Below are 21297 nucleotides of genomic sequence, written 5' to 3' on the forward strand. Positions count from 1 at the left end.
CTATTGTAGGTCAAATTATTTATTCAAACATTAACATAGCGCTTATCTCACCTATCACTTCGATAAGGTGATTATAATTTAAGTGTTTATTTATCCATGGCAAGCCATGATTTAGGAAAAGGACTCTGTTTATGAACGTTTATTATGATAAAGATTGTGATCTATCAATCATCCAAGGCAAAAAAGTTGCCATCATTGGTTATGGTTCACAAGGCCATGCACACGCGCTTAACCTACAAGATTCAGACGTTGATGTGACCGTTGGTCTACGTGCTAACTCTGGCTCATGGAAAAAAGCAGAAAACGCAGGTCTAAAAGTAGCTGAAGTAGAAGAAGCCGTAAAAGCTGCTGATGTCATCATGATTTGACGCCTGATGAGTTCCAAAAAGAGCTTTATAACGACGTGATTGAGCCTAACATCAAAGAGGGCGCGACCCTAGCCTTTGCTCATGGTTTTGCGATTCATTATAACCAAGTCGTACCACGTGATGATCTTGATGTCATTATGGTTGCACCAAAAGCACCAGGTCATACGGTACGTTCAGAGTTTGCCAAAGGCGGCGGTATCCCTGATCTTATCGCTATCTACCAAGATGCTTCAGGTCAAGCCAAACAATTGGCATTGTCTTATGCTGCTGGTGTTGGTGGTGGTCGTTCAGGTATCATCGAAACAACCTTTAAAGATGAAACTGAAACTGACCTATTTGGTGAGCAAGCGGTACTTTGCGGCGGTGCAGTAGAGCTAGTGAAAATGGGCTTTGAAACCCTAACTGAAGCTGGCTATGCCCCAGAAATGGCTTACTTTGAGTGCTTACATGAGTTAAAGCTTATTGTAGACCTCATGTATGAAGGCGGTATCGCTGATATGAACTACTCAATCAGTAACAACGCTGAATATGGCGAATACGTAACTGGTCCTGAAGTCATCAATGAGCAATCACGTGAAGCCATGCGTAATGCCCTAAAACGCATTCAGTCTGGTGAGTACGCGAAGATGTTTATCTCTGAAGGCGCAACCAACTATCCATCAATGACTGCTCGTCGTCGTAACAATGCAGAGCATCAAATCGAAATCACTGGCGCTAAGCTACGTGGCATGATGCCTTGGATCGGTGGTAATAAAATCATCGATAAAGAAAAAAACTAATTCAGTATTAAGAGATTAATCGCTGATATAGATCTAAGAGCCCATGCTATTACTTAATAGTGTGGGCTTTTTTAGTTTGCACTACTTTAGTGAAATTTTAACCACAATCGTTTTGGTGTTGGTTGAAAACGACCAATCGATGCCTCATATATCTAGCCTTCATTGATTTTTTTGAATATTCTTAGTGCAACCAATTGCTGGTTATCAAGACGATTGAGTTGCGCGTTCTCATTTTTTATAAATTATAGGTTGTGTGTTGTGCAAATATCTTATCCAGACTGGCTAACGCCGCAATTCGTATATATTACTCTTAGCGCTGTGGTAGCTGTTTTAATATGGATAGAAGGGGAGATGCTCAAAAAAACCGATGGCAAATTGCCTAAGTCTAAGTTTTTTCAAATCAGCTCACTTTTAGATACTTTGTGGTTCTTTATTTCCGTTGTCATATTATATGTGATTGACTTGACGCCACTAGCCATTACGGTACCTGCTGCTTATGGCATCTATACTACTACTTTGGATGGATATACGGGACGCGTTTACTAAAACGTAAAGGTATTCCTGATTCTCCTAAAGACTTGGTGATACCTGCTAAATATATCGCCTATAGTCAGTCATTTTCGCTGATATTTTTTGCGCTTTGTTTGTTAGTATTAAGTTCACCGTGGTTACCGATATCTCAATGAAGCATATGCTGACTTATCACCTATTTATTATTTGAGATAATGCTGTCACCAACTTAAATGACACCTTTACGTTAGAATGATAGATAGTAAATAATATAAAACATCTTTCTTATCAATGTATTAGATAGTATTTATTGGCTGTTGTGACTTTTCAAAACGGATTATCGTTATTTACAAAAATCATCAATTTAACCTGTTGCGATTATAAAAAGCTGCTATAATCAGCCTGTACTCAAAAGATTTTAGGTCGTAATTTCAAGCTATCTAACGATATTTTGATCGTATTGACTGTTGCATTTAGCAGAAAATAGTTTGGGTATATATCAATTAATCGGTGATGACACACGTCTCGCCAACAGTTAAAGAGTTAGGAAAATTTATGTCAGATAAAGTTGAAGGCACTGTAAAGTGGTTTAATGAAGCTAAAGGTTTTGGTTTTATCGCTCAAGACAATGGCGGACAAGACGTATTCGCTCACTACAGCGCTATCCAAGGTGGTGGTTTCAAAACTCTAGCCGAAGGCCAAAAAGTGTCTTTCATCTTAGGTGATGGCAAAAAAGGCCCACAAGCCGAGCAAATCGAAGCTATCTAATCTCATTTGACATCTGGTAAGCTGATTAGTCAGTAAGCTTGATGACAGTAAGATTATCAATATGCATTGATGCCTTTGTTTGTTAAAACAATAAAAATACTGTTTCAACTCTAAAAAAAAGCAACCTCTTATCAGGTTGCTTTTTTTATGCCATTTTTCTCGCTATAAGCGTAAAATCATCAAAAGCATACTGATATTAGCTGTCAGTCATCAGCACTGACTCAAAAAAGATCTAACAAAATAAGGTTGTTTTATGAAGTGGGAGGCATGGTTTTCAATCGATTGGCAGCAAGTTTTGGGTATTTCTCTATCTGCAATTGGTTTTTATTTAGGATTAATGTTATTTACAAGATTGATGGGGTTGCGAAGTTTCTCCAAGCTCTCAAGCCATGATTTTGCGATGACTGTCGGTATTGGCAGTATACTCGCTTCAACGGTGCTATCAGACACACCGTCATTAATGCAAGGGCTGTTTGCTGTCGCGGTATTATTTGTGATTCAAGGGGTTATCTCATTTATCAGGCGTAAATTCAAACCTTTAAAATCTCTGATAGACAATCGAGCCATTATATGGCCCATGGCGAGTATTTTAGTGGAAATTTAAAAGAGGCCAATCTTAGTACCAGTGATGTTCAACAGGTTTTACGCAAGAATGGGATCAAGTCTAAAACGGAAGTATTTGCTGTCATTATGGAAACTACAGGGGATATGAGTGTCATCAAAAATAATGCGGTTACGCCTGACTGGTCATTATTCGATGATATACGCGACAGTGAGTTGCTGATTGGTTCCAGTAAAACAGCAAATCGTAGATTTTGAGTTTTTGATTGTTGTTCTCGATTGATGCCAACGAGATAGATCACAACAATCCATTAAGTAACTATCGTGTTGACAGTGCTAAAAACAGGTGAAATATTGAGAATGTAGGTTAAAGAAGGCTGTAAAATTGTGCACTTATAAACTATTTATTATAGAATGGTGACAAATTTATGACGCATTATTCACGGCGTTGTCTTGACCTTATGCCTGTGGTCACGCAAGATACAGGGGTCTGATTAACGGTTGGCTTAGCTTTAGCAGATTTTATCAATGAGTAGTGTGATACTAATACCATTTTCGGTATTGTTTCTTCTTGCTTAATTAACTACTATCTGTTGACGCAGTAACAATCCTAAGTAGTATTTTGAACGACAGTTTAAAAAATGAACCTTTGGTTCTTAACTGACAATTTTTAATTCATAACATTAATAAACGAGGAACGTATGAAAGCATTAGTAGCGGTCAAGCGTGTCATTGATTACAACGTAAAAGTTCGTGTAAAAGCTGACAACTCTGGCGTTGATTTATCAAACACTAAGATGTCAATCAACCCTTTTGATGAGATTGCAGTAGAAGAAGCGGTTCGTCTAAAAGAAGCGGGTGTGATTGATGAAATCATTGTTGCTTCAATCGGTCCAAAAGAATCACAAGAGCAAATTCGTGCAGCGTTAGCATTGGGCGCTGATCGTGGTGTTTTAGTGTTGACTGATGACAAGCCGTATCCATTACAAATTGCTAAGATCCTCAAAAATATCGCCGAGAGTGAAGGCACTGATATTATCTTATTGGGTAAGCAAGCCATTGATGATGATAACAATCAGACTGGTCAGATGCTAGCGGCATTGATGGGTATTGGTCAGGGTACGTTTGCATCAGAAGTAAAAGTTGAAGGCGATAAAGTAAACGTGACTCGTGAAATCGACGGTGGTTTACAGACGCTAGCACTTGAGCTACCAGCGGTTATACCACTGATTTACGTTTGAATGAGCCTCGTTATGCTAAATTGCCTAACATCATGAAAGCGAAGAAAAAGCCACTTGACGAAAAAACGCCGGCTGATTTTGGTGTTGATATGGCCTCTAAGCAAGAGATCATTAAAGTTGTGCCACCTGCTGAACGTAAAGCTGGCATCAAAGTGGGTTCAGTGGATGAGTTGGTCGATAAGCTAAGAAACGAAGCAAAAATCATTTAATGTTTCAATGATTGGATACTTCGCTACGGCATATCCTGTACAAGGCTATAGATTTAACTGATTTATTTTATATAAAATAATAGTTGTTCAAACAGCTTTGTACACAACAACCGCATGAATAGATGCGATTGATCGACAACAAAGGATTAAAATCATGGCAATTTTGGTATATGCAGAACATGACAATGCCAGTCTAAAAAAGGCAACTTTGAATACCATCGCTGCTGCTAAGCAAATGGGTGATGATATCCATGTGTTGGTTGCAGGTAGTGGTGCTCAAGCTGTCGCTGACCAAGCAGCTAAAGCAGAAGGCGTGACTAAAGTATTATTAGCGGATAACGCTGCCTATGAGCATCAATTAGCGGGTAACGTCGCGCTATTGGTTGCTGATATCGCTGGTGATTACAGCCATATCCTTGCACCTGCTACCACCACTGGTAAAAACTTTATGCCACGCGTTGCCGCTTTACTTGACGTAAGCATGCTATCAGAAATCTCAGCCGTCGTAGATGCGCAAACGTTTGAGCGTCCTATCTATGCTGGTAACGCAACAGCAACTGTTAAGACCACAGAAGATAAAGTCGTCATGACAGTACGTACCACGGCTTTTGACCCAGTAGCAAGCGAAGGTGGTTCAGCTACTGTTGAGACAATCGACAACGTGCAAGAAACTGGCAAAGCAAGCTTCGTTAATGAAGAGATGGCGAAATCTGACCGTCCTGAATTGACTTCAGCAGGCATTGTGGTTTCTGGTGGTCGTGCATTGGCAAATGGTGAAAACTTCACCAAATATATCGAACCATTGGCTGATAAACTTGGCGCTGCTGTTGGCGCATCACGTGCCGCTGTTGACGCAGGGTATGTGCCAAACGATATGCAGGTCGGTCAAACGGGTAAAATCGTTGCACCAGACTTATATATCGCAGCGGGCATTCAGGTGCGATCAGCATTTAGCGGGTATGAAAGATTCTAAAGTTATTGTTGCTATCAACAATGACCCAGAAGCACCTATCGCTAGCATTGCTGATTACTTCTTAGAAGCGGATTTATTTACAGCATTACCTGAGCTTACTAGCAAGATTTAATCGTTATTTAGTGATTAGTTAAGTAGAAAACCCGCTATTATTTATAGCGGGTTTTTCGTATTTGAGAGGTATTTTTTTGATTCAGTCAAACAACATTAGTTATAGTTTCTTTGACGCAGCGTCTCATATAAGCACAATGAGCCTGCAATGGCGACATTCAAACTTTCTTGACCATTAGGCTGTGGTAGAGCGATAGGGGTGGCGCACTGCATCAGCTCATCACAAACACCTTGTCCCTCATGCCCCATAATCCAAGCGATAGGTTTTTTTAAGTCATGTTGATAAATGACTGTATCAGTATGGGAGCTGGTAGCAAATAGCGGTGTTTGCACATGCTCCAAAATATCTTGCACATTTAGACCTTCATAAATAGTCAGAGCAAACTGAGCGCCCATGCCTGCTCGTAATGTCTTAGGAGACCACACTTGTGCTGTCGCACTGGTACAGAGTATATTTTTGATGCCAACCGCTGCTGCGGTGCGTAATAGCGTGCCCACATTGCCGCTGTCTTGCACATCATTTAAAATCAAGCAGTCATCATTAATCATCGATAAACTAGGCGTTGGTACCTTAATGATTGCCATGATATCGATACCAGTACCTAAGCTACGAATGCTCTCATACAGCGAATTTGATAAGGTTAAAGTAGGCGTATAAGTAGGCAAGCGCGTCAAAATTTGCTGAACCTCAGGATGGTTGTGCGCAGACTCTGCGAGTAGGATTTGGACAAACGGGTAGTCGCTACGCAGCGCCGCATCGATGAGATGCACGCCCTCAATCAACGTTTGACCTTGCTTCTTCCGCTGCCGCGCTTGCGTTAACAAGGATTTGACAAGTTTAACGGTCGTGTTTTTATCTGAGGTAATAAGCTCGGTGGGATTTGCTACCATAGTAGATCGCTTAGAAAAAAATATAGAAAAATTAAACAATCAGTATAAAGTATTACAAATGCTCTGGCTTTATACTGATTATTATCAAAGTAACGTTAAAGTGCTTATTTATCAGCGTAAGTTACATGCAGATTTTTAACATAATCGACTTCATTTTTACTGCCTAGTACCACGGGAACGCGTTGGTGAATATCGGTTGGCTCTATGTCTAAAATGCGATTGACTGCATCAGTAGCAGCGCCACCCGCACGCTCAATCAATAAGCTCATTGGATTGGCTTCATACATCAAGCGTAATTTGCCCGCTTTATTGGCATATTTGGTATCGAACGGATAAGTGAAGAGACCACCACGACATAAAATACGATGCACATCACCGACCATGGCCGCCACCCAGCGTGTATTGAAATCGCGACCACGGACACCCGTTTCGCCAGCAATTAACTCATCGATATACTGCTGCATGGGTGCGCGCCAGTAGCGGTAGTTTGAAGCATTGATGGCATATTCGCTGGTATTGATATCGATTTGCACGTTTTCTTGTATTAATACATAATCGTTAGTGTCAGGATCTAGGCTAAACATCACGACATGATCGGCGATAGTTAGCGCTAGTACGGTAGAGGTGCCATAAAGCAAATAACCGGCGGCTAACTGTTGATTGCCTGCTTGTAAAAAATCAGCATTCTCACTGATTTGACCTTGGCGCTGGTACGGTAAAACGGAAAAGATAGTGCCAACGGCCATATTAATATCGATGTTTGATGAACCATCAAGCGGGTCGAACAATACCAACAAACTGCCATCTGCATTGGCAGGGGTAGCATCGTCAAGCTCTTCTGAGGCCACGCCTGCACAATGGGTATTTTTCGCCAAAGCATCTAACAATAAGTCATTGGCCAGTACGTCCAGTTTCTTTTGATCTTCACCTTGGACGTTTTGGTTGCCAGCTTCGCCTAGAATGTCTGCTAGTGCCCCTTTTCTCAATAATTGTGAGATGGTTTTACCCACGTCGGTGACAGTCGTAATAACGTCACTCAGTGCAGGATTGGGTGAATAATCATTGAGATAGTCTGTAAGGGTTGTCATAAGGCTTCCTAATAAATGCTGTTAAAATAAAGGCTACTGAAACTAAGGATTAAATAAGGGGTTGAAAAATCGGTTGGGTCGCACGTTACAGACCTAAATCTGGCAAATTTTTAAATACCTCGCACGGCATCTTTGTCCTGACCACAAAATCAGCTACACTATCATTATATTTATTTATCGTTTGGCTAAGCGGATTTTTGATGATGGTTTTGACAGGTCTATGGCTACTGCCCAAGAGGATGACAATGGCTGTTTTTTACGGCGCTATGTCTCTCACTGCCACTGGGGTAAATTGTAGCAAATAAGTGCCAAAATGTCCTTGTCTCTGTGCTTATCGTCGACTATAAATCGCCAAAAAACGCATAAATAATGATTATTAAATCATATAAACCAACAATAAAGACCTGCCATTATGCCAAATTCTATCGATAGCCGCTCAACTCAGACAGTCTCGCCAACGGATTATGCCAAATTCGACCCTGATACCATTCATGAGAAACTTGATGCGTCGTTAAGTCGTCCGCAGCTTAATAGCGATGGCAGTATTCGCCATTTTTTGGGGGTAGAAGGTCTTAATAAAGCGCAGCTGCAAGCGATTATTGCCAAAGCAGAGACGTTTTTTGATGATAATGGACAGCTCATTAACCGTCCTGAGCTCGAAGGCTATACGGTGATGAATTTGTTTTTTGAACCGTCAACGCGTACCCGTACGACCTTTGAAGTAGCCGAAAAGCGTCTCGGTGCCAATGTGCTCAATATCGATATCGAGCGCTCTAGTACCAAAAAAGGTGAAAGCTTGCGCGATACGCTGTGGAATCTACAAGCCATGACGGCAGATATCTTTGTGATACGGCATTCAGCATCAGGTGCTGCCCATTTTATGGCAACAGAGGTGACACCCGATATTGCTATTATTAATGGCGGTGATGGCTGGCATGCGCATCCAACGCAAGGGATGCTTGATATGCTCACTATTCATCGTGAAGCGCCGCGCCCATTTGAGGAATTGTCAGTGGCTATCGTTGGCGATATCAAGCATTCGCGAGTGGCGCGCTCAGACATTAGTGCTCTGCAAACTTTAGGCGTCAAAGACATCCGTGTCTGTGCGCCGCGTACCTTATTACCGAAAGGCATTGAACGTTTTGGGGTACAAGTCTATGAAGATATGAATGACTGTGTCACGGACTGTGATGTCATTATGGGATTAAGAATACAAAACGAACGTATCGGCTCGCCACTATTGGCATCATCGAGTGAATATTATAAACACTACGGTATTACACCAGAGCGCATGGCATTGGCCAAGCCCGATGCGTTGGTCATGCATCCAGGGCCGATGAACCGCGGTGTTGAGATTGCATCAAGCGTTGCCGATGGCGACCAGTCAGTGATTTTAAAACAGGTGAATAACGGCATCGCTATTCGTATGGCAGTACTGTCATTAGCTATGGAAGGTCAGCGCGCTCACCAAGCTGCGAGCAAATAATTCTTTGCCTCGCTGTTTTATATTTATTTATCCCATTTTATTGATACGGTAATAACGCTCATGACAACTATGTTAAATACGGATGCACCGATACTTAACCATCTTCCTCAATCATTTAAAGACTCACTATCAAGTGCTGCGACAGATAAGTTGGCGTCACTCGAAGCTGGGCGTGAAATGTGGCTACTGCCGCCTTTGGTGGATCTGTGCGCCCGCCTACGTGAACCAGGTCAACAACAACATGGCACTTTGGAGTCAGAAGGGCGCGCTGCTCGCGCTAATGGTTTTTTGCATGTGGTCATTCCTCCTGATACCAATCCTATCTTAGAGAACGGTTCATTATTAAAAGGCTTACGTGAGCGCGCGCTTGGTGATGGCGGCATATATTTGCATATTTTGGGTGCATTGACTGCTGGTTTAGAAGGCGAGCGTCCATCAAATATCGCTGGGCTTAAAAAAGGCGGTTGCATAGCCGTTTCTAATGCGCGCCGCCCTTTTCGCAATGATTTAGTATTACTGCGTACACTGGAATACGCCGCGACTTTTAATATGAAAGTATTCTTTTATCCTGATGAACCAAGTCTATCTGGTGATGGCGTGGCGCATGAAGGTTATATCGCGTCATATCACGGCTTGCAAGGGATTCCTTGGATCGCTGAAACGGTTGCCTTGTCAACGCAGTTGCTAATGGTTGGAAGAAACGGGCATCGCTGCTCACTTTAGTCAATTATCCTGTAAATCTTCAATCGAATTGATGCGCTGGGCAAAAGATAAAGGCTTGCCCGTGACTTGTGATGTGGCGATGCATCAGTTGTATTTGACCGATGATAATTTAGAGGGTTTTAACGCCCAAGCCTATGTATTACCACCCCTGCGTAGTAATACCGATCAGCAAGCCATCCGCCGTGGTCTAAAAGATGGCACCATTGATGCGATATGTAGCCATCATGAACCCTTGAACAGTACCGCTAAAAAAGCCCCATTTGCTGAGAGCACACCAGGCATCTCAAATTTTGATACCTTTATGGCGCTGGCTTGTCAGCTAGTCAATGATGAGGTGTTAACCTTAGAGCAACTTGTCGATAAAATCTGTCTCAATCCGGCGAAAATCGCTGGTATTAGTGAGCAATATGAAAAAATCGGCGGCGCAGTACTGGTGGATCCTAATTTGGAGTGGCAAGTGACCGCCCAATCCATGCTGTCCAATGGTAAAAACACGCCATTCTTTAATCAGCAGTTGCAAGGCCGCGTTGTGGAGACTTTCTTTGGCTAATTTGCCTAGGCAGGATGATAGTCTGCAACCATCCTCGAAGGATAACGATCATCACTTGCACAACCAAACCATCAAGTCGCACAGTACTGCCAGTGAGTCTATCAAAGCGGTGGCAATCTATGAGGTGGTTAAAGGGATCGGTGCACTATTAGGGGCGGCTTTATGGTCATGGCATACTGACCTTGAGCATTGGCTGACGACAGCGACTGCTTCTTGGCAACAGACTTTTGGACAGCTACTGGCACCGCAAGTTGACAGTGCAGTACGGATTGCCCAGCAGGCAAGTAAAAACTGGCCATTATTCTTGTTATTAATCTTTGCTTACGCCAGTTTGCGTTTCCTTGAGGCTTATGGCTTATGGCAAGATAAAACATGGGCGTATTGGTTTGGTTGGTGTGCTGGGTTATGGGGTGTTTATTCCTATTGAGCTTTACTATCTAATCGTTAGCCCATTTGATTGGTTTAAGCTTGGGATATTAGTCTCGAATCTTCTTATTGTGGTCGTGGTCTATCGTAATATGAAGCGTAAAGGCTTGATATAAAAAGGGCTTATATAGCGGCGATCCAAAAAACTGAATGTGTATGAAAAAGCCAGCACAAGATACTGTCTTATGCTGGCTTTTCTGTTGCTAAAACGATGGGCTTAAAACTGGTTATAAATTATGGCTTTGCTGTACTTTTATCAGTACGAATGCTTTTGGCGACTTTGCCAATACTCAAACCTTGCACCAAGATAGAGAATATCACCACTGCATAAGTGAGCGCCAACAAGATATCGCGTTCGGTTCCCAGCGGTAGCTGCAACACTAAAGCAACCGAAATACCCCCACGTAATCCGCCCCATGTCAGCACTTTCCATGCACCAGTCGGTAAATCGAGCTGACGATGAAAGGTTTTGGTCGTCATACCTACAACGATAAAACGTGCAACTAGGGCAATGACAATCGTCAGGCCAGCGGCGATAAATAAATTACCCGAATAAGCAATCATCACTACTTCTAAACCGATGAGTACGAATAAAATAGCGTTGAGAATTTCATCGATTAATTCCCAAAATAGATCAATATAATGCCGCGTTTTATCGCTCATCGCCAATGCTCGTCCGCGATTACCAACCATCAACCCCATCATCACCATGGCGAGTGGTCCTGATAAATGCCAATGGCTGGCGAGTGCATAACCACCTATCACACCAGCAAGCGTTAATAACACTTCTTCTTGATAGCTATCGATACTTTTCAGCATGTAATACAAAATCGCCCCAAGTACTAAGCCAAAAATAATGCCGCCACCGGCTTCAACCGCTAAGGTATGCGCCACATAATTGGCGGTTGGGATATCACCACTGGATAAAATACCTAGCAGCAATACAAAGATGACGACGCCGATACCATCGTTAAATAAAGACTCACCCGCGATGACCGTCTCTATACTTTTTGGCGCGCCAGCCGATGAAAGGATGCCCATCACGGCAATGGGGTCGGTCGGTGATATTAGAGCACCGAATAGCAAACACCAAAGAAACGGCAAACCGAAACCAAGCAGCGGCAGCATAAAATAAAGCGCCGTGGCGATAAGCATCGCAGAGACAATGGTACCGACGCAAGCAAGGATGCCAATAGGCAGCTTATAACGTTTTAAATCGCTGATATTGACGTGCAGCGCTCCTGCGAACAGTAGCATAGAGAGCATGCCGTCTAATAAAACTTCGGTAAAATCAAGCTGCTCTAATAAGCTTACTTCATAATCAATCAGCTGATCAAATCCCAAAAATCCCAAAAATATGGCGCCAATAGATAATAAAATGGAGATAACCATCACGCCAATCGTGGTCGGTAGACCAATAAAACGATGGTTAACATAAGTTAATAGGGGTGATGGATAAAAATATGGCGCTGATTTCAAGTATGGTTAGGCTACTGGTAGGGGCCATGAAAAAATTCTCAAGTGAGTTTAAAATTGTCATAAGCTTAGCGCTTACAAACACTAAATAGGTTTTGATTTAGTTATCGTTTGTCTTTTTATTTTGATTGCGTTTTTAATGCTGATGGATATGGGTGTCAAACGCGCTAACATAGTTAAAATACTGATGATGAGCATCGTTACTAAGTATAAATTGTGGGCTTGTGGCTTCGCGGTATCTTCTTGTAGTAGGCTGTCTCCTCGCGCTCTCAATCAGTTTTATCTCATGCAATAGGGTTTGCTGCTGTGCGTTATTTACGCGAGCATAACTTAGATTGACCATCGCCTGACACAGCGCTTTTAAGACCATCAAATCTGCTGCTGCATACCGACGTATCTCGCCTAGTGATGTATTGATAAAATCAGATATTTTGGGAGTATGAGTAACTATGGCTAATATAGCCAAGCGTCGCTGTTTAACTTCGGCTTTCGATGAATCATCGTTTTGTGCCGGTGTATAAAAATGATAGGGACTGGGCGGCTGACGACGCATCATAATACTTAAGCAACTGGTCAGTGATTGTACGCAGTTGACCGCTGTTTTTGGATCATTGATACCTGGAGACAATGCTCGTACGGCGATTTCAGTCATTTGTCCCAAGCTATAAGCAATATCGTTAGAATGAGTCAATCGTTGTTCGATACGTATACAGCCGGCAAAACGTTGCCAAAAAATTCCGTCAGGCGCGCGCGGCACAACAGCTAAAGATGGCGTCGCTGTTTTTTGTCGATTATTTGGATGACCTGCTGGACGCTGGTAAAAGTAGCCGATGACGTTTTTGTCAGTGACATAATCGCCAAGATTAATACGCATTTGCACCACGCCGCCATAGTCTTGTGTCAGTGTAATCAGCGACTCAAGGTAAAATTGTTGGACATAACCTGAGCTTGGTGGATAAATGGGCATCGCTGACCAATGATGAAACTGTTCAATGTCATGATGTTCTATATCGCGTTGATGCTGGATATCGCAATGATCACGATACCAATAGTGAATATTATTAATCGCATCATTGCTGGCGTTTTGAATCACATGTGAGGCTTGAATGGCATGTACCATATGCTGTACAAAGTACACCAGCAACAGCGCACATATAATTGCCATGATAATCGCAAAAGTCACTGCGAGCTGTGGCACACCAAAAGCCACGTCATATTTATGGATAGATTTTAACACCAATAAACTATAACTAAAGGTGCCAATGAACGCCCCCAATACAAACTGGTTAGGCGTATCGGTCAAAAAATTGCGCAATAGCCGTGGGCCAAATTGCGAAGAGGCCATCGACAGCACGGCGATTGTAATGGAAAAGGTCGTGCCTGCTACGCCTAATACTGCGCCTGCGATGGCAGTCATGATAGCGCGCGCCGCATCGTCGTCACCGGTAAAAGCAAAGGTAATCTCTCTGACGGTTTCGCGGTCAAAGTGTTGATCGATAGTGACCAATAAAGGCGCAAGCAATATTCCAACGATGACGCATGCCGTTGGGATAAACCAATAAGAGCCGATAAGCTGCTGCCATAGGTTTCTTAGTCGATCAGGCATATCGGTCAGTGTCTGTAGCGACCATAACTGGGCGAACTGCTTTAGTCTGTGCGTTATTGTCAGCAATGCAGGGTTAAACCAGCCACTTTCAGGGTGTTTATTCAATATTATATGCTCCACAAGTGACCTAAAAAGCGACCCATTTTTTATTACTAAGCTACGATTTTGTTTGGCTAATAAAAACTCTTAAAAGTAAATTACCTTACCATATAAGCCACAAAGATTAAAAATTTAGTAAAAAAATAAGCCCCTATCATAGGAGCTTATTTTTAGCATGATGGATTGTTCTGTTAATTGACTAGATTGTCAATCCAATTGCTTATCGCAGTGCTTACTTTTGCTAATACTGAAGGCTCTTCTGTATTATCTGTATTCAATGACCTTGTTTGCATATTATCCATCGTTTGCATATTATCCATCGTCACTGCTTGTTTTTGCATACTATCCACAATTAATGGTAGGTTGTTACCAGCGGTTGCTAAGATAAAGCTTGGGTTTTTAGTCAGCGTCGTCCATTTCTGATTCCAGCCACCACTACAATTGTAAGTAATTAAGCTTCCGCGATTATCTACTAAGTTACCAGTACGCAAATCAAAGCATTTGCCACCTTGTTTGATTTGGTCGGCACCGTTCATCTCCCAAACTTGCGCTGGCGAGTCCAAACTACAAGCGCCTAAAACGACCCAAGAACCTTGTTCCGTTAAGCACTGATCTAATGCCATTTTGCTGTGAATTTTGCCTTTGAGATCGTAAATCCACTGTTCAGAGTCATCACCAGCACAGCCACTTGGGCCGCTAATAAAGCTATTTAACTTACCATCTTCTAAGGTTTCAACTTTAAGGCAGTTGTTGCCATTACGGATAGTAGTCACATTATCTAAAGTTTTGTCATCTTGTAAATCTAACAATTCGACAAATCCCTGAAATGCAGTGAGTGCTTTAGGCTCTTTTTTGATTAAATCCGTACGATAGACATTGACCCAGCGGTTTAGACGATTTAGAGTTTCTTGCTGCTTCTCATAACGCTCTAATGTTTGGAGTGCTAAAGGGCTAAGCTCATCACGATACTCTTTATAAGAATCATATAATAACTGACCGTTGGCGTCTAAACTAATAGTCGAATGTTCTGCTTGAGCAAGAAGTTTCTGCTCTAAGATTGGCAATTCTATCTTTCTTAGTGCCGTATAGCCCTGTTCTTTACCAAAGGTAACCGCGGGTTTAATCGCATCACTATATTGACGAATATCAATGGTTGAGAGCTGTACTTGTGCTTCATTGGCTTTTTTACAGTACAAATCTACTTTTTTCGGGTTGTCTGCAATCGCTAAATTAACATGGAACTTATTGGCGTTACTGGTCATCCGATTAGGAGCCAACGCAATATCATTAATCGTGTTATTACTATAAGTAACGCTTAACCAGCAGCTTGCTGATTCAAGCGAGTTATGGGGTGTCGGTAGCTCAAAAACGTTGCCCCAGTTACCACGTGCTTCTGGATAAATGATGCCTTTTTGCGTGACAGGGTCATAACCGCCTAAAATGGTAAAGACTGGCACGCCTTGTAAGCGTGGTTTTAAGTAATTACCGTCGGCACTGTTATACCAAACGTTTTTGGATTCTTTCCACACTTTAGGCTGGATGACTTCCATCTTTCTGAGCTTAGCATTCCACTTCTTATAGCCAGTTGGTGAATCAGTGTCAAATACAGCCCGATCAAACGCTGGCTGTATCTTAATTTTTGTACTATAACCTGTATAATGAGTGTAACTTGAATAAGCGCCACTCTGTGATCCACCAGACATCGCATCGCGACCATAGCCATAGGTGGCTAAGAAAAGAGGTTTACCAGTGAGACCATCACCCTCGACCTGTCGTGGCCAGTCTAAGTTGCTGCGCATTTTGTTTCTGACGCCATTATAGCCCCAGCCACTATTGGCATGATGCTCGGCCCAAAAGAAATCGCCGTTCTGTTCACCAGGATAATGACCCAAGCCATAATGATGACCGATTTCATGGCTGAACTCATTACCTTGAGAGTCGATTAGGGTCAACATACCATTACCGCCGCTTAAGCCGTGGTTATATTCACCATTCTTATATTTACCGCGAGCGTGATGCGCATTGACGTTCTGGGTCAATTGCGGTTGCTCTTGACTTTGCATTGACGCACTGGTGACGCCCCAATTGGCTAAATTAATGCCAACACCAAAGGTTGATTTCGCGGTGTTTTCGCGCATATCACCAGCATAAACGCCAGCATCATTTGAGTCACTGACTGAGTCATAAATAGTGCCATTGGCGACTATTACTCGTTCGAGCTTCATGTCATCATAGCTAGCAACGGTCATTTGTGCTGCTGGAATGGTCTGGAAGTAGTCTGAACCTGCTCTTTCTGGATCGCGTAGCATATAATGACCCCAAGATTGAGGTGCATCCGTTAACATGCCCAGACGGATATTGGTCAATACCAACTCACCAGGGGCGGCAAAATCTATGTTATCTTCTGACAATTCACCGCTACGATTTTGGTCATCCACAATGCGAATTTTGAGACCACCTTGTACCTCATCCCAGTTGAGTTTGGTTGACCATGCGCGCTTACTGTAAGCAACGCGAGGACGTTGGTCAGTGTTAGTCTGATCCGTGTCTGGGATTTGAGTCGGATCGGCTAAATTGACAGTTCGTAATAAAACCCCATCTTGATAAATCTCTACAACTAGCTCATCAATGTCACCCATTTCAAGCGTAGGTGTCACTAATAACAGCGCCTCTTTTTCTGCCGTCAGGCGCGGCATGTTTTTTGCTTCGTTACCCTGTGGATCAACGGTATGATTCTGCCCAAACTGTATCATCGCTTGAAAGTCGCCAACCAAGTCTGGACGAATAGCACGAATTTCTCCCGCTCTACCATCGTGGTCAAAAAACCCTAATAAATAAAAATCAGCAATATCCTTTTTTGGTTCTGGATATTTAATAGGCGTACTTGGTTCAATTGGCGTAGCAGGAATACTCGTTACTGGTGGCTTAATAGGCGTACTTGGCCCAAGTGGCGTAGCAGGAATGCTCGTTATTGGTGGCTTAATAGGTGTACTTGGTTCAAGTGGCGTAGCAGGAATACTCGTTATTGGTGGCTTAATAGGTGTACTTGGTTCAAGTGGCGTAGCAGGAATACTCGTTACTGGTGGTTTAACAGGCGGCGTTTCTACTGGTAGATTAACTGTTGGTGCAGGTGATGATGTGCTGCCATCACCTTCACCACAAGCAGAAAGCATAATGGATACGACACAAATGCTTAGCGCTTTTACTGGGAATGCTATTGTGTTTTTCAATTTATTGCCCTAATAAAGTTTAAGGCAATATAACAGCTGTGTTAGTATCTCGTACGACTTTTGTTCTATAGATAATAATAAGTTCTATTACAAACTCTAGTGAAAATTAATTTTTATTATTCAATATACCTCATTCATTACTAACGCTTTTCTTAATTCGTCTTTGGGTTATCTGATTCAGTAATGATTTCGTCTTTATAATTAAAGAGATTACCATTGGTTTTAATTTGAGAGTCATTCAAATCTTTAGGAATAAGAATCTCATTGTCCCGCTCATCGCATTCAATATCACTGTCTTTATCATAAGCTATTGGGTCAAAGTGTGGGGTGTCTTTGATCGGCTCATTCTTGTCTAATGCTGCAGTGGTTGCCGAGGTTTTTCTAAATAAATTTGATTGACCGCCTTTGATGCCTTTCCCATTAGAATCAGCTTTCTTACGTGGCTCACTATTGGCAAAAATAGCATTTAACGGTAGATCTAACTGTTGCTTGGCATAAGCTTCCGTATTTTCAAAACGGTTGACTAGCAAGCTAAGCCAAGGTTTTTGATCCTCTGGCCCCATCTCATCCAGCTCATCTTTGATAGGCAAGGGGTAAGGTAGCGTGCGATAAAAATCCCATAATGTCATTTTGCTCAAATCTCTCTTGAGCACATAATCATTATCTTCAGTCATGGTGATTAAATTGCTGTCTTGCAGATAATTAATATAGGTATACCATTTTGGTAGCTCTTTGCGTCCTAGCACGTTACGTAGCGCTTGTTCGCTTACCGCTTCCCCTTTTAAATGATGGGTATAAACGAGGTTTAGCATATCGAGCAAACTTAGGAGTGGGTGGCGTGGATAGACCTCTTCAGTCTCAAAAATCGTCAAGGTATAGCTAATCTCAACACCTAATAGAATTAAGTTCCAAGACAAATATATCCATAATAAGAAGATGGGCAGTGCCGCAAAAGCCCCGTAAATCGCTTCATAACTGGTGAAATTTGCCATTACTGTACCAAACAGGTGCTTCATCAGCTCGAATACGATAGCGACGAAGAGACCAGCAATGGCTGCATTTTTTGCGGGTACGCGTGCTTTTGGGATAAACCAGTACATACCAATAAAGCCTGCGACAGTGATGCCAATGGATACGGCTTGTACCCAAAAAGACCAGTCAATGCCATAACCAGCGATTTGTCGATTTAAAAAACTCAGACTTTGTACCGCGCTTGAAGCAAGAAATGCCGTACCAAGTACTAACGGTCCTAAAGTGACGATGGTCCAATAGCGCAGCATACTTTTCATACCGCCAGAGCGATTTTCTACCCGCCAGATTTGGTTAAATGCGCGCTCGATGGTTGTTAACGTCATAATGGTCGTAAAAAATAACACCATTGCCCCAATGATGGTTAGATTTGAGGATTTTTCAGCGAAGCTATTGATATACTCACTGACCTGCATGCTTGATTGTGGTAGCAAGTTACTATAAATCACTTCATATATCTGTGCTCTAACGGACGCAAGTGCGGGTACAGAAGATAGGATCATCAATAGGACGGTTAGGACGGGTACAATTGACAACATAGTCGTGTAGGTCAGCGATGCCGCTTTTTGCTGGCAATTGTCTTCAAAAAAGTGCCGAGTCAAGAATCGTAAAAATTGAAACCAGCGTTGATGTAAAAACGGGATTTTTTTTGATAAATTTTCCATATCGACCATTTAGCAGGTGTTTGAGTGACAGTAGTGTAACAAAGATATGCTGTTATCATCTGCGGTTTAATTGTGTCAAAATGCACAGCAGTAACCCCTCTAGCAGGTTATTAGCGACAATGTGTACCAAGGCTGTTTGCATGTCGGTGAATGACTGGGGCATAATATATGCCTATATTGCAGTATCTGTCACAGATTATGTATAGTCATTCCACTATAAAATTATTACAGCGTTAACCTCGCTTGAAGTATTAAATATACATCTACACTCGGTTGCCTTGTACTAGTACTATTTTTAAATTGAATCGACTATAGCTACATAATCAATAAGGTTTTATGCTAGAGAAATAGACTGCATAGAAGCTGTTGTAGGTGATTAAAATCAACAATAACATTAATGGTTTTATGAGGAAGTATTGCTAATGAGTCAGACCGCCCCTTATGTTTTGGTGCTCTATTATTCAAATTACGGTACGACTAAGACATTGGCTTATGCTATCGCTCAAGGTATTGAGGATGCTGGTATGACAGCCCGTATCCGTACTGTACCAACGGTTGCACCAGAGACCACGTCGAGCAAGCCTGCGATACCTGATGAAGGTGACTTATATTGCACTATGGACGATCTAAAAGACTGTATGGGTTTGGCGCTTGGTAGCCCGACGCACTTCGGTAATATGGCTGCTCCCATGAAATATTTTTGGGACAATACGGTCACTATTTGGCTGGCAGGTAATTTACAGAACAAACCTGCTGCTGTATTTACTGCGACCGGCTCGATGCACGGCGGTCAAGAGACGACATTGCTGACCATGATGTTGCCGTTGATGCATCACGGCATGATTCTTGTTGGTGTGCCTTATGCTGAGCCTGCGCTTAATCGTACTCATCATGGTGGCTCGCCTTATGGTGCCAGCCACGTGAGTGGGGCGTTACATGATCAACCCGTCTCAGCTGATGAGCGCGAGTTGGCTATCGCCCAAGGTCGCCGCTTGGCTATTAGTGCTACTGCATTGGCGCAAGCTAACTGGACTCGCTAAGCGGATTTTTAGCATGCAAGGTCTTATATAACGCTATTAATTAGGAAGTAAATATATCTAATGGTTACAAACCGCTCCGATAGTGAGATAAGCGCACCAGCCAAAAAATCTGCCAAAGCTGCTAAACTTAAAAAGCCAATTACGCCCATTCGTCAGCGCTTGATGGTGACTTGGCTGATTTGGTTGGTTTATAGACTGCTTGGGCTACCTATTTTTATCAATGTTTTTAATCCCAGTAGTCCTGATGTCATTGGCGGTATCGCCTGGCAAGCATTATGGCTAGTGCCAGCATTTATTTTGACGCCCGCGATACTACGGGGTCGTTCGCCGTATGTGCTATTGATAGGTAGTATGCTTACCTTGGTTTATTTGGGGGCGAGTGGTGTGGTGCTGTTTACCCGCGTTTACGGCAGCAGTTGGGCAGAGATAGTGGTTTATCTGCTTGATTTTGTCTTATTACTGGCAATCAATATTTGGTTATTTATTCTACTAAAGCGTCTTCCTTCAATGAACAACGTCGTTAAGCAGCCGCGTTAGTTGATTTAGCGAAGTGTAAGACAAAAAAAGCGGCGCTCTATTTAGAGCGCCGCTTTTTTATGCTATTTCTGTTTATTTAAAAAGCTTAATTTACTTTGGTTAATTCTAAATCCATCTTTTTGCCATCATTAATTTGGCTAACTTTTACTGGTAGGTAATTTAAGCTTGGTGCGAGCCAAAAACTGGTAGAACGACTATTGTCATCGTGGATACGGTCGACACGTACGGTATCAAATGTGCCAGCTGGAACGGTAATCTTGGTGTTACCAGATTTTTTAAAAGGGGTTTTCTCTATTTTGTCTTTTTTCGCCATGTAATAGTTGCCAGAGAATTTACCGTTCAATAAATCTTGGCGAATTTGTACTTCCAAACTTAAATCATCAAAAGCTTGTTGTGCCATGTTCATGGTCGTCGATTTGCCTTTATAGTTACTCACCACCTTCTTACTGCTTGGATTGAAGTCTAATTTGTGCGTACGACCAACGCCTAATAGCTTATAAGTGGTGCTGGCTTGAGTCGGAATGACATTATTACCGTTGATGGTAAAAGTACTGTTTTGCGAAGCGCTTGCGACACCTGCCACCCGAGCATTGACATTATATTTCCAAGTATTGCCAGATTTGTTAAGCGTGCGAGTAGCCGTACCTTTATATTTGTCCTCAACCGTAAAGCTGTAGTTGGCGCTTGAAGGTTCGATATTCTTTGCGCTGGCAAGGGTTGGTGCAGTCATACTTATCGCTCCAATCGTAGCAATACTGGCCCCAGTGGTTAGGGCGGTTAAAAACTTAGACTTGCTACGTTTAGTATTATTAGTATCGGTTGTTAATGACTTTTGATCGTTTGATAAAAAACTCATGGACATTCCTTAATCGCTATTTATGGCATTGCTTATAACTATTGTTATTTTCTCAAGGACTATAATGGTCATGTC

Annotated in this window: 16 protein-coding genes and 4 pseudogenes; 13 read left to right on the forward strand and 7 right to left on the reverse strand. The window is 42.3% G+C overall.

Features of this window, described 5'->3' with window-relative positions:
- Positions 1–131 precede the first annotated feature (131 nt).
- The 7 genes and pseudogenes from ilvC to G7Y90_RS07435 all read left to right on the forward strand — a co-directional run bounded on the left by ilvC (position 132) and on the right by G7Y90_RS07435 (position 5521).
- Positions 132–1147: pseudogene (ilvC, locus tag G7Y90_RS07405) on the forward strand (ketol-acid reductoisomerase).
- A 258-nt stretch (positions 1148–1405) separates the two neighbouring features.
- Positions 1406–1693, forward strand: a complete 288-nt coding sequence (locus G7Y90_RS07410; protein WP_349773403.1) for a hypothetical protein — start codon at positions 1406–1408, stop codon at positions 1691–1693.
- A gap of 519 nt (positions 1694–2212) precedes the next feature.
- On the forward strand, positions 2213–2425 hold the full coding sequence (locus tag G7Y90_RS07415; RefSeq protein WP_010196799.1) for a cold-shock protein: 213 nt from the start codon (positions 2213–2215) through the stop codon (positions 2423–2425).
- 253 nt (positions 2426–2678) lie between these two features.
- Entirely contained in the window at positions 2679–3029 is a 351-nt protein-coding gene (locus tag G7Y90_RS07420; RefSeq protein ID WP_250163796.1) for a DUF421 domain-containing protein, read from the forward strand.
- Entirely contained in the window at positions 2996–3244 is a 249-nt protein-coding gene (locus G7Y90_RS07425; protein WP_250163797.1) for a YetF domain-containing protein, read from the forward strand. The genes G7Y90_RS07420 and G7Y90_RS07425 overlap by 34 nt, the downstream gene beginning before the upstream one ends.
- 443 nt (positions 3245–3687) lie before the next feature.
- Positions 3688–4436, forward strand: a pseudogene (locus G7Y90_RS07430) (electron transfer flavoprotein subunit beta/FixA family protein).
- A 154-nt stretch (positions 4437–4590) separates the two neighbouring features.
- Positions 4591–5521: pseudogene (locus G7Y90_RS07435) on the forward strand (electron transfer flavoprotein subunit alpha/FixB family protein).
- 95 nt (positions 5522–5616) lie between these two features.
- Here G7Y90_RS07435 and G7Y90_RS07440 read toward each other — a convergent pair.
- Entirely contained in the window at positions 5617–6411 is a 795-nt protein-coding gene (locus G7Y90_RS07440) for a TrmH family RNA methyltransferase (protein WP_250163798.1), read from the reverse strand.
- 104 nt (positions 6412–6515) lie between these two features.
- Positions 6516–7499: a class 1 fructose-bisphosphatase gene (locus G7Y90_RS07445; RefSeq protein ID WP_250163799.1), complete on the reverse strand. Its 984-nt coding sequence runs from the start codon at positions 7497–7499 to the stop codon at positions 6516–6518.
- 412 nt (positions 7500–7911) lie between these two features.
- Here G7Y90_RS07445 and G7Y90_RS07450 point away from each other — a divergent pair, with 412 nt between their 5' ends.
- From G7Y90_RS07450 to G7Y90_RS17800, 4 genes and pseudogenes are all read left to right on the forward strand, one after another.
- On the forward strand, positions 7912–8985 hold the full coding sequence (locus tag G7Y90_RS07450) for an aspartate carbamoyltransferase catalytic subunit (protein ID WP_250163800.1): 1074 nt from the start codon (positions 7912–7914) through the stop codon (positions 8983–8985).
- Positions 8986–9045: 60 nt separating this feature from the next.
- Positions 9046–10258, forward strand: a pseudogene (locus G7Y90_RS07455) (dihydroorotase).
- Entirely contained in the window at positions 10251–10685 is a 435-nt protein-coding gene (locus G7Y90_RS07460; RefSeq protein WP_284143851.1) for a DUF2127 domain-containing protein, read from the forward strand. The pseudogene G7Y90_RS07455 and the gene G7Y90_RS07460 overlap by 8 nt, the downstream one beginning before the upstream one ends.
- Positions 10609–10800 (forward strand): DUF2127 domain-containing protein, encoded by a 192-nt coding sequence (locus G7Y90_RS17800; RefSeq protein ID WP_284143852.1) that lies wholly within the window; start codon positions 10609–10611, stop codon positions 10798–10800. The genes G7Y90_RS07460 and G7Y90_RS17800 overlap by 77 nt, the downstream gene beginning before the upstream one ends.
- A 118-nt stretch (positions 10801–10918) precedes the next feature.
- Here G7Y90_RS17800 and G7Y90_RS07465 read toward each other — a convergent pair whose 3' ends face one another.
- The 4 genes from G7Y90_RS07465 to G7Y90_RS07480 form a co-directional block, all read right to left on the reverse strand.
- A complete protein-coding gene (locus G7Y90_RS07465; RefSeq protein ID WP_250163801.1) occupies positions 10919–12163 on the reverse strand; it encodes a cation:proton antiporter in 1245 nt (414 codons plus the stop codon).
- Positions 12164–12296: 133 nt separating this feature from the next.
- The gene (locus G7Y90_RS07470) at positions 12297–13871 is read right to left on the reverse strand and encodes a DUF2254 domain-containing protein (protein WP_250163802.1); all 1575 of its coding nucleotides are present in this window, start codon (positions 13869–13871) and stop codon (positions 12297–12299) included.
- 185 nt (positions 13872–14056) lie between these two features.
- Positions 14057–17083: a M66 family metalloprotease gene (locus G7Y90_RS07475; protein WP_502937421.1), complete on the reverse strand. Its 3027-nt coding sequence runs from the start codon at positions 17081–17083 to the stop codon at positions 14057–14059.
- Between the two features lie 164 nt (positions 17084–17247).
- Positions 17248–18789: a YihY family inner membrane protein gene (locus G7Y90_RS07480; protein ID WP_250163803.1), complete on the reverse strand. Its 1542-nt coding sequence runs from the start codon at positions 18787–18789 to the stop codon at positions 17248–17250.
- A gap of 422 nt (positions 18790–19211) precedes the next feature.
- Between G7Y90_RS07480 and wrbA the strand changes: the two genes are divergently transcribed.
- Entirely contained in the window at positions 19212–19829 is a 618-nt protein-coding gene (gene wrbA / locus G7Y90_RS07485) for an NAD(P)H:quinone oxidoreductase (RefSeq protein ID WP_250163804.1), read from the forward strand.
- A 60-nt stretch (positions 19830–19889) separates the two neighbouring features.
- Positions 19890–20366, forward strand: coding sequence for a hypothetical protein (locus G7Y90_RS07490; protein ID WP_055125291.1), 477 nt, complete (start codon positions 19890–19892; stop codon positions 20364–20366).
- Between the two features lie 85 nt (positions 20367–20451).
- On the opposite strand, the gene G7Y90_RS07495 is transcribed toward G7Y90_RS07490, so the two are convergent.
- Complete coding sequence (locus G7Y90_RS07495) at positions 20452–21222, reverse strand: DUF3108 domain-containing protein (protein ID WP_250163805.1); 771 nt, start codon at positions 21220–21222, stop codon at positions 20452–20454.
- Positions 21223–21297 lie beyond the last annotated feature (75 nt).

Source organism: Psychrobacter sp. WY6, assembly GCF_018448495.1.
Lineage (GTDB): Bacteria > Pseudomonadota > Gammaproteobacteria > Pseudomonadales > Moraxellaceae > Psychrobacter.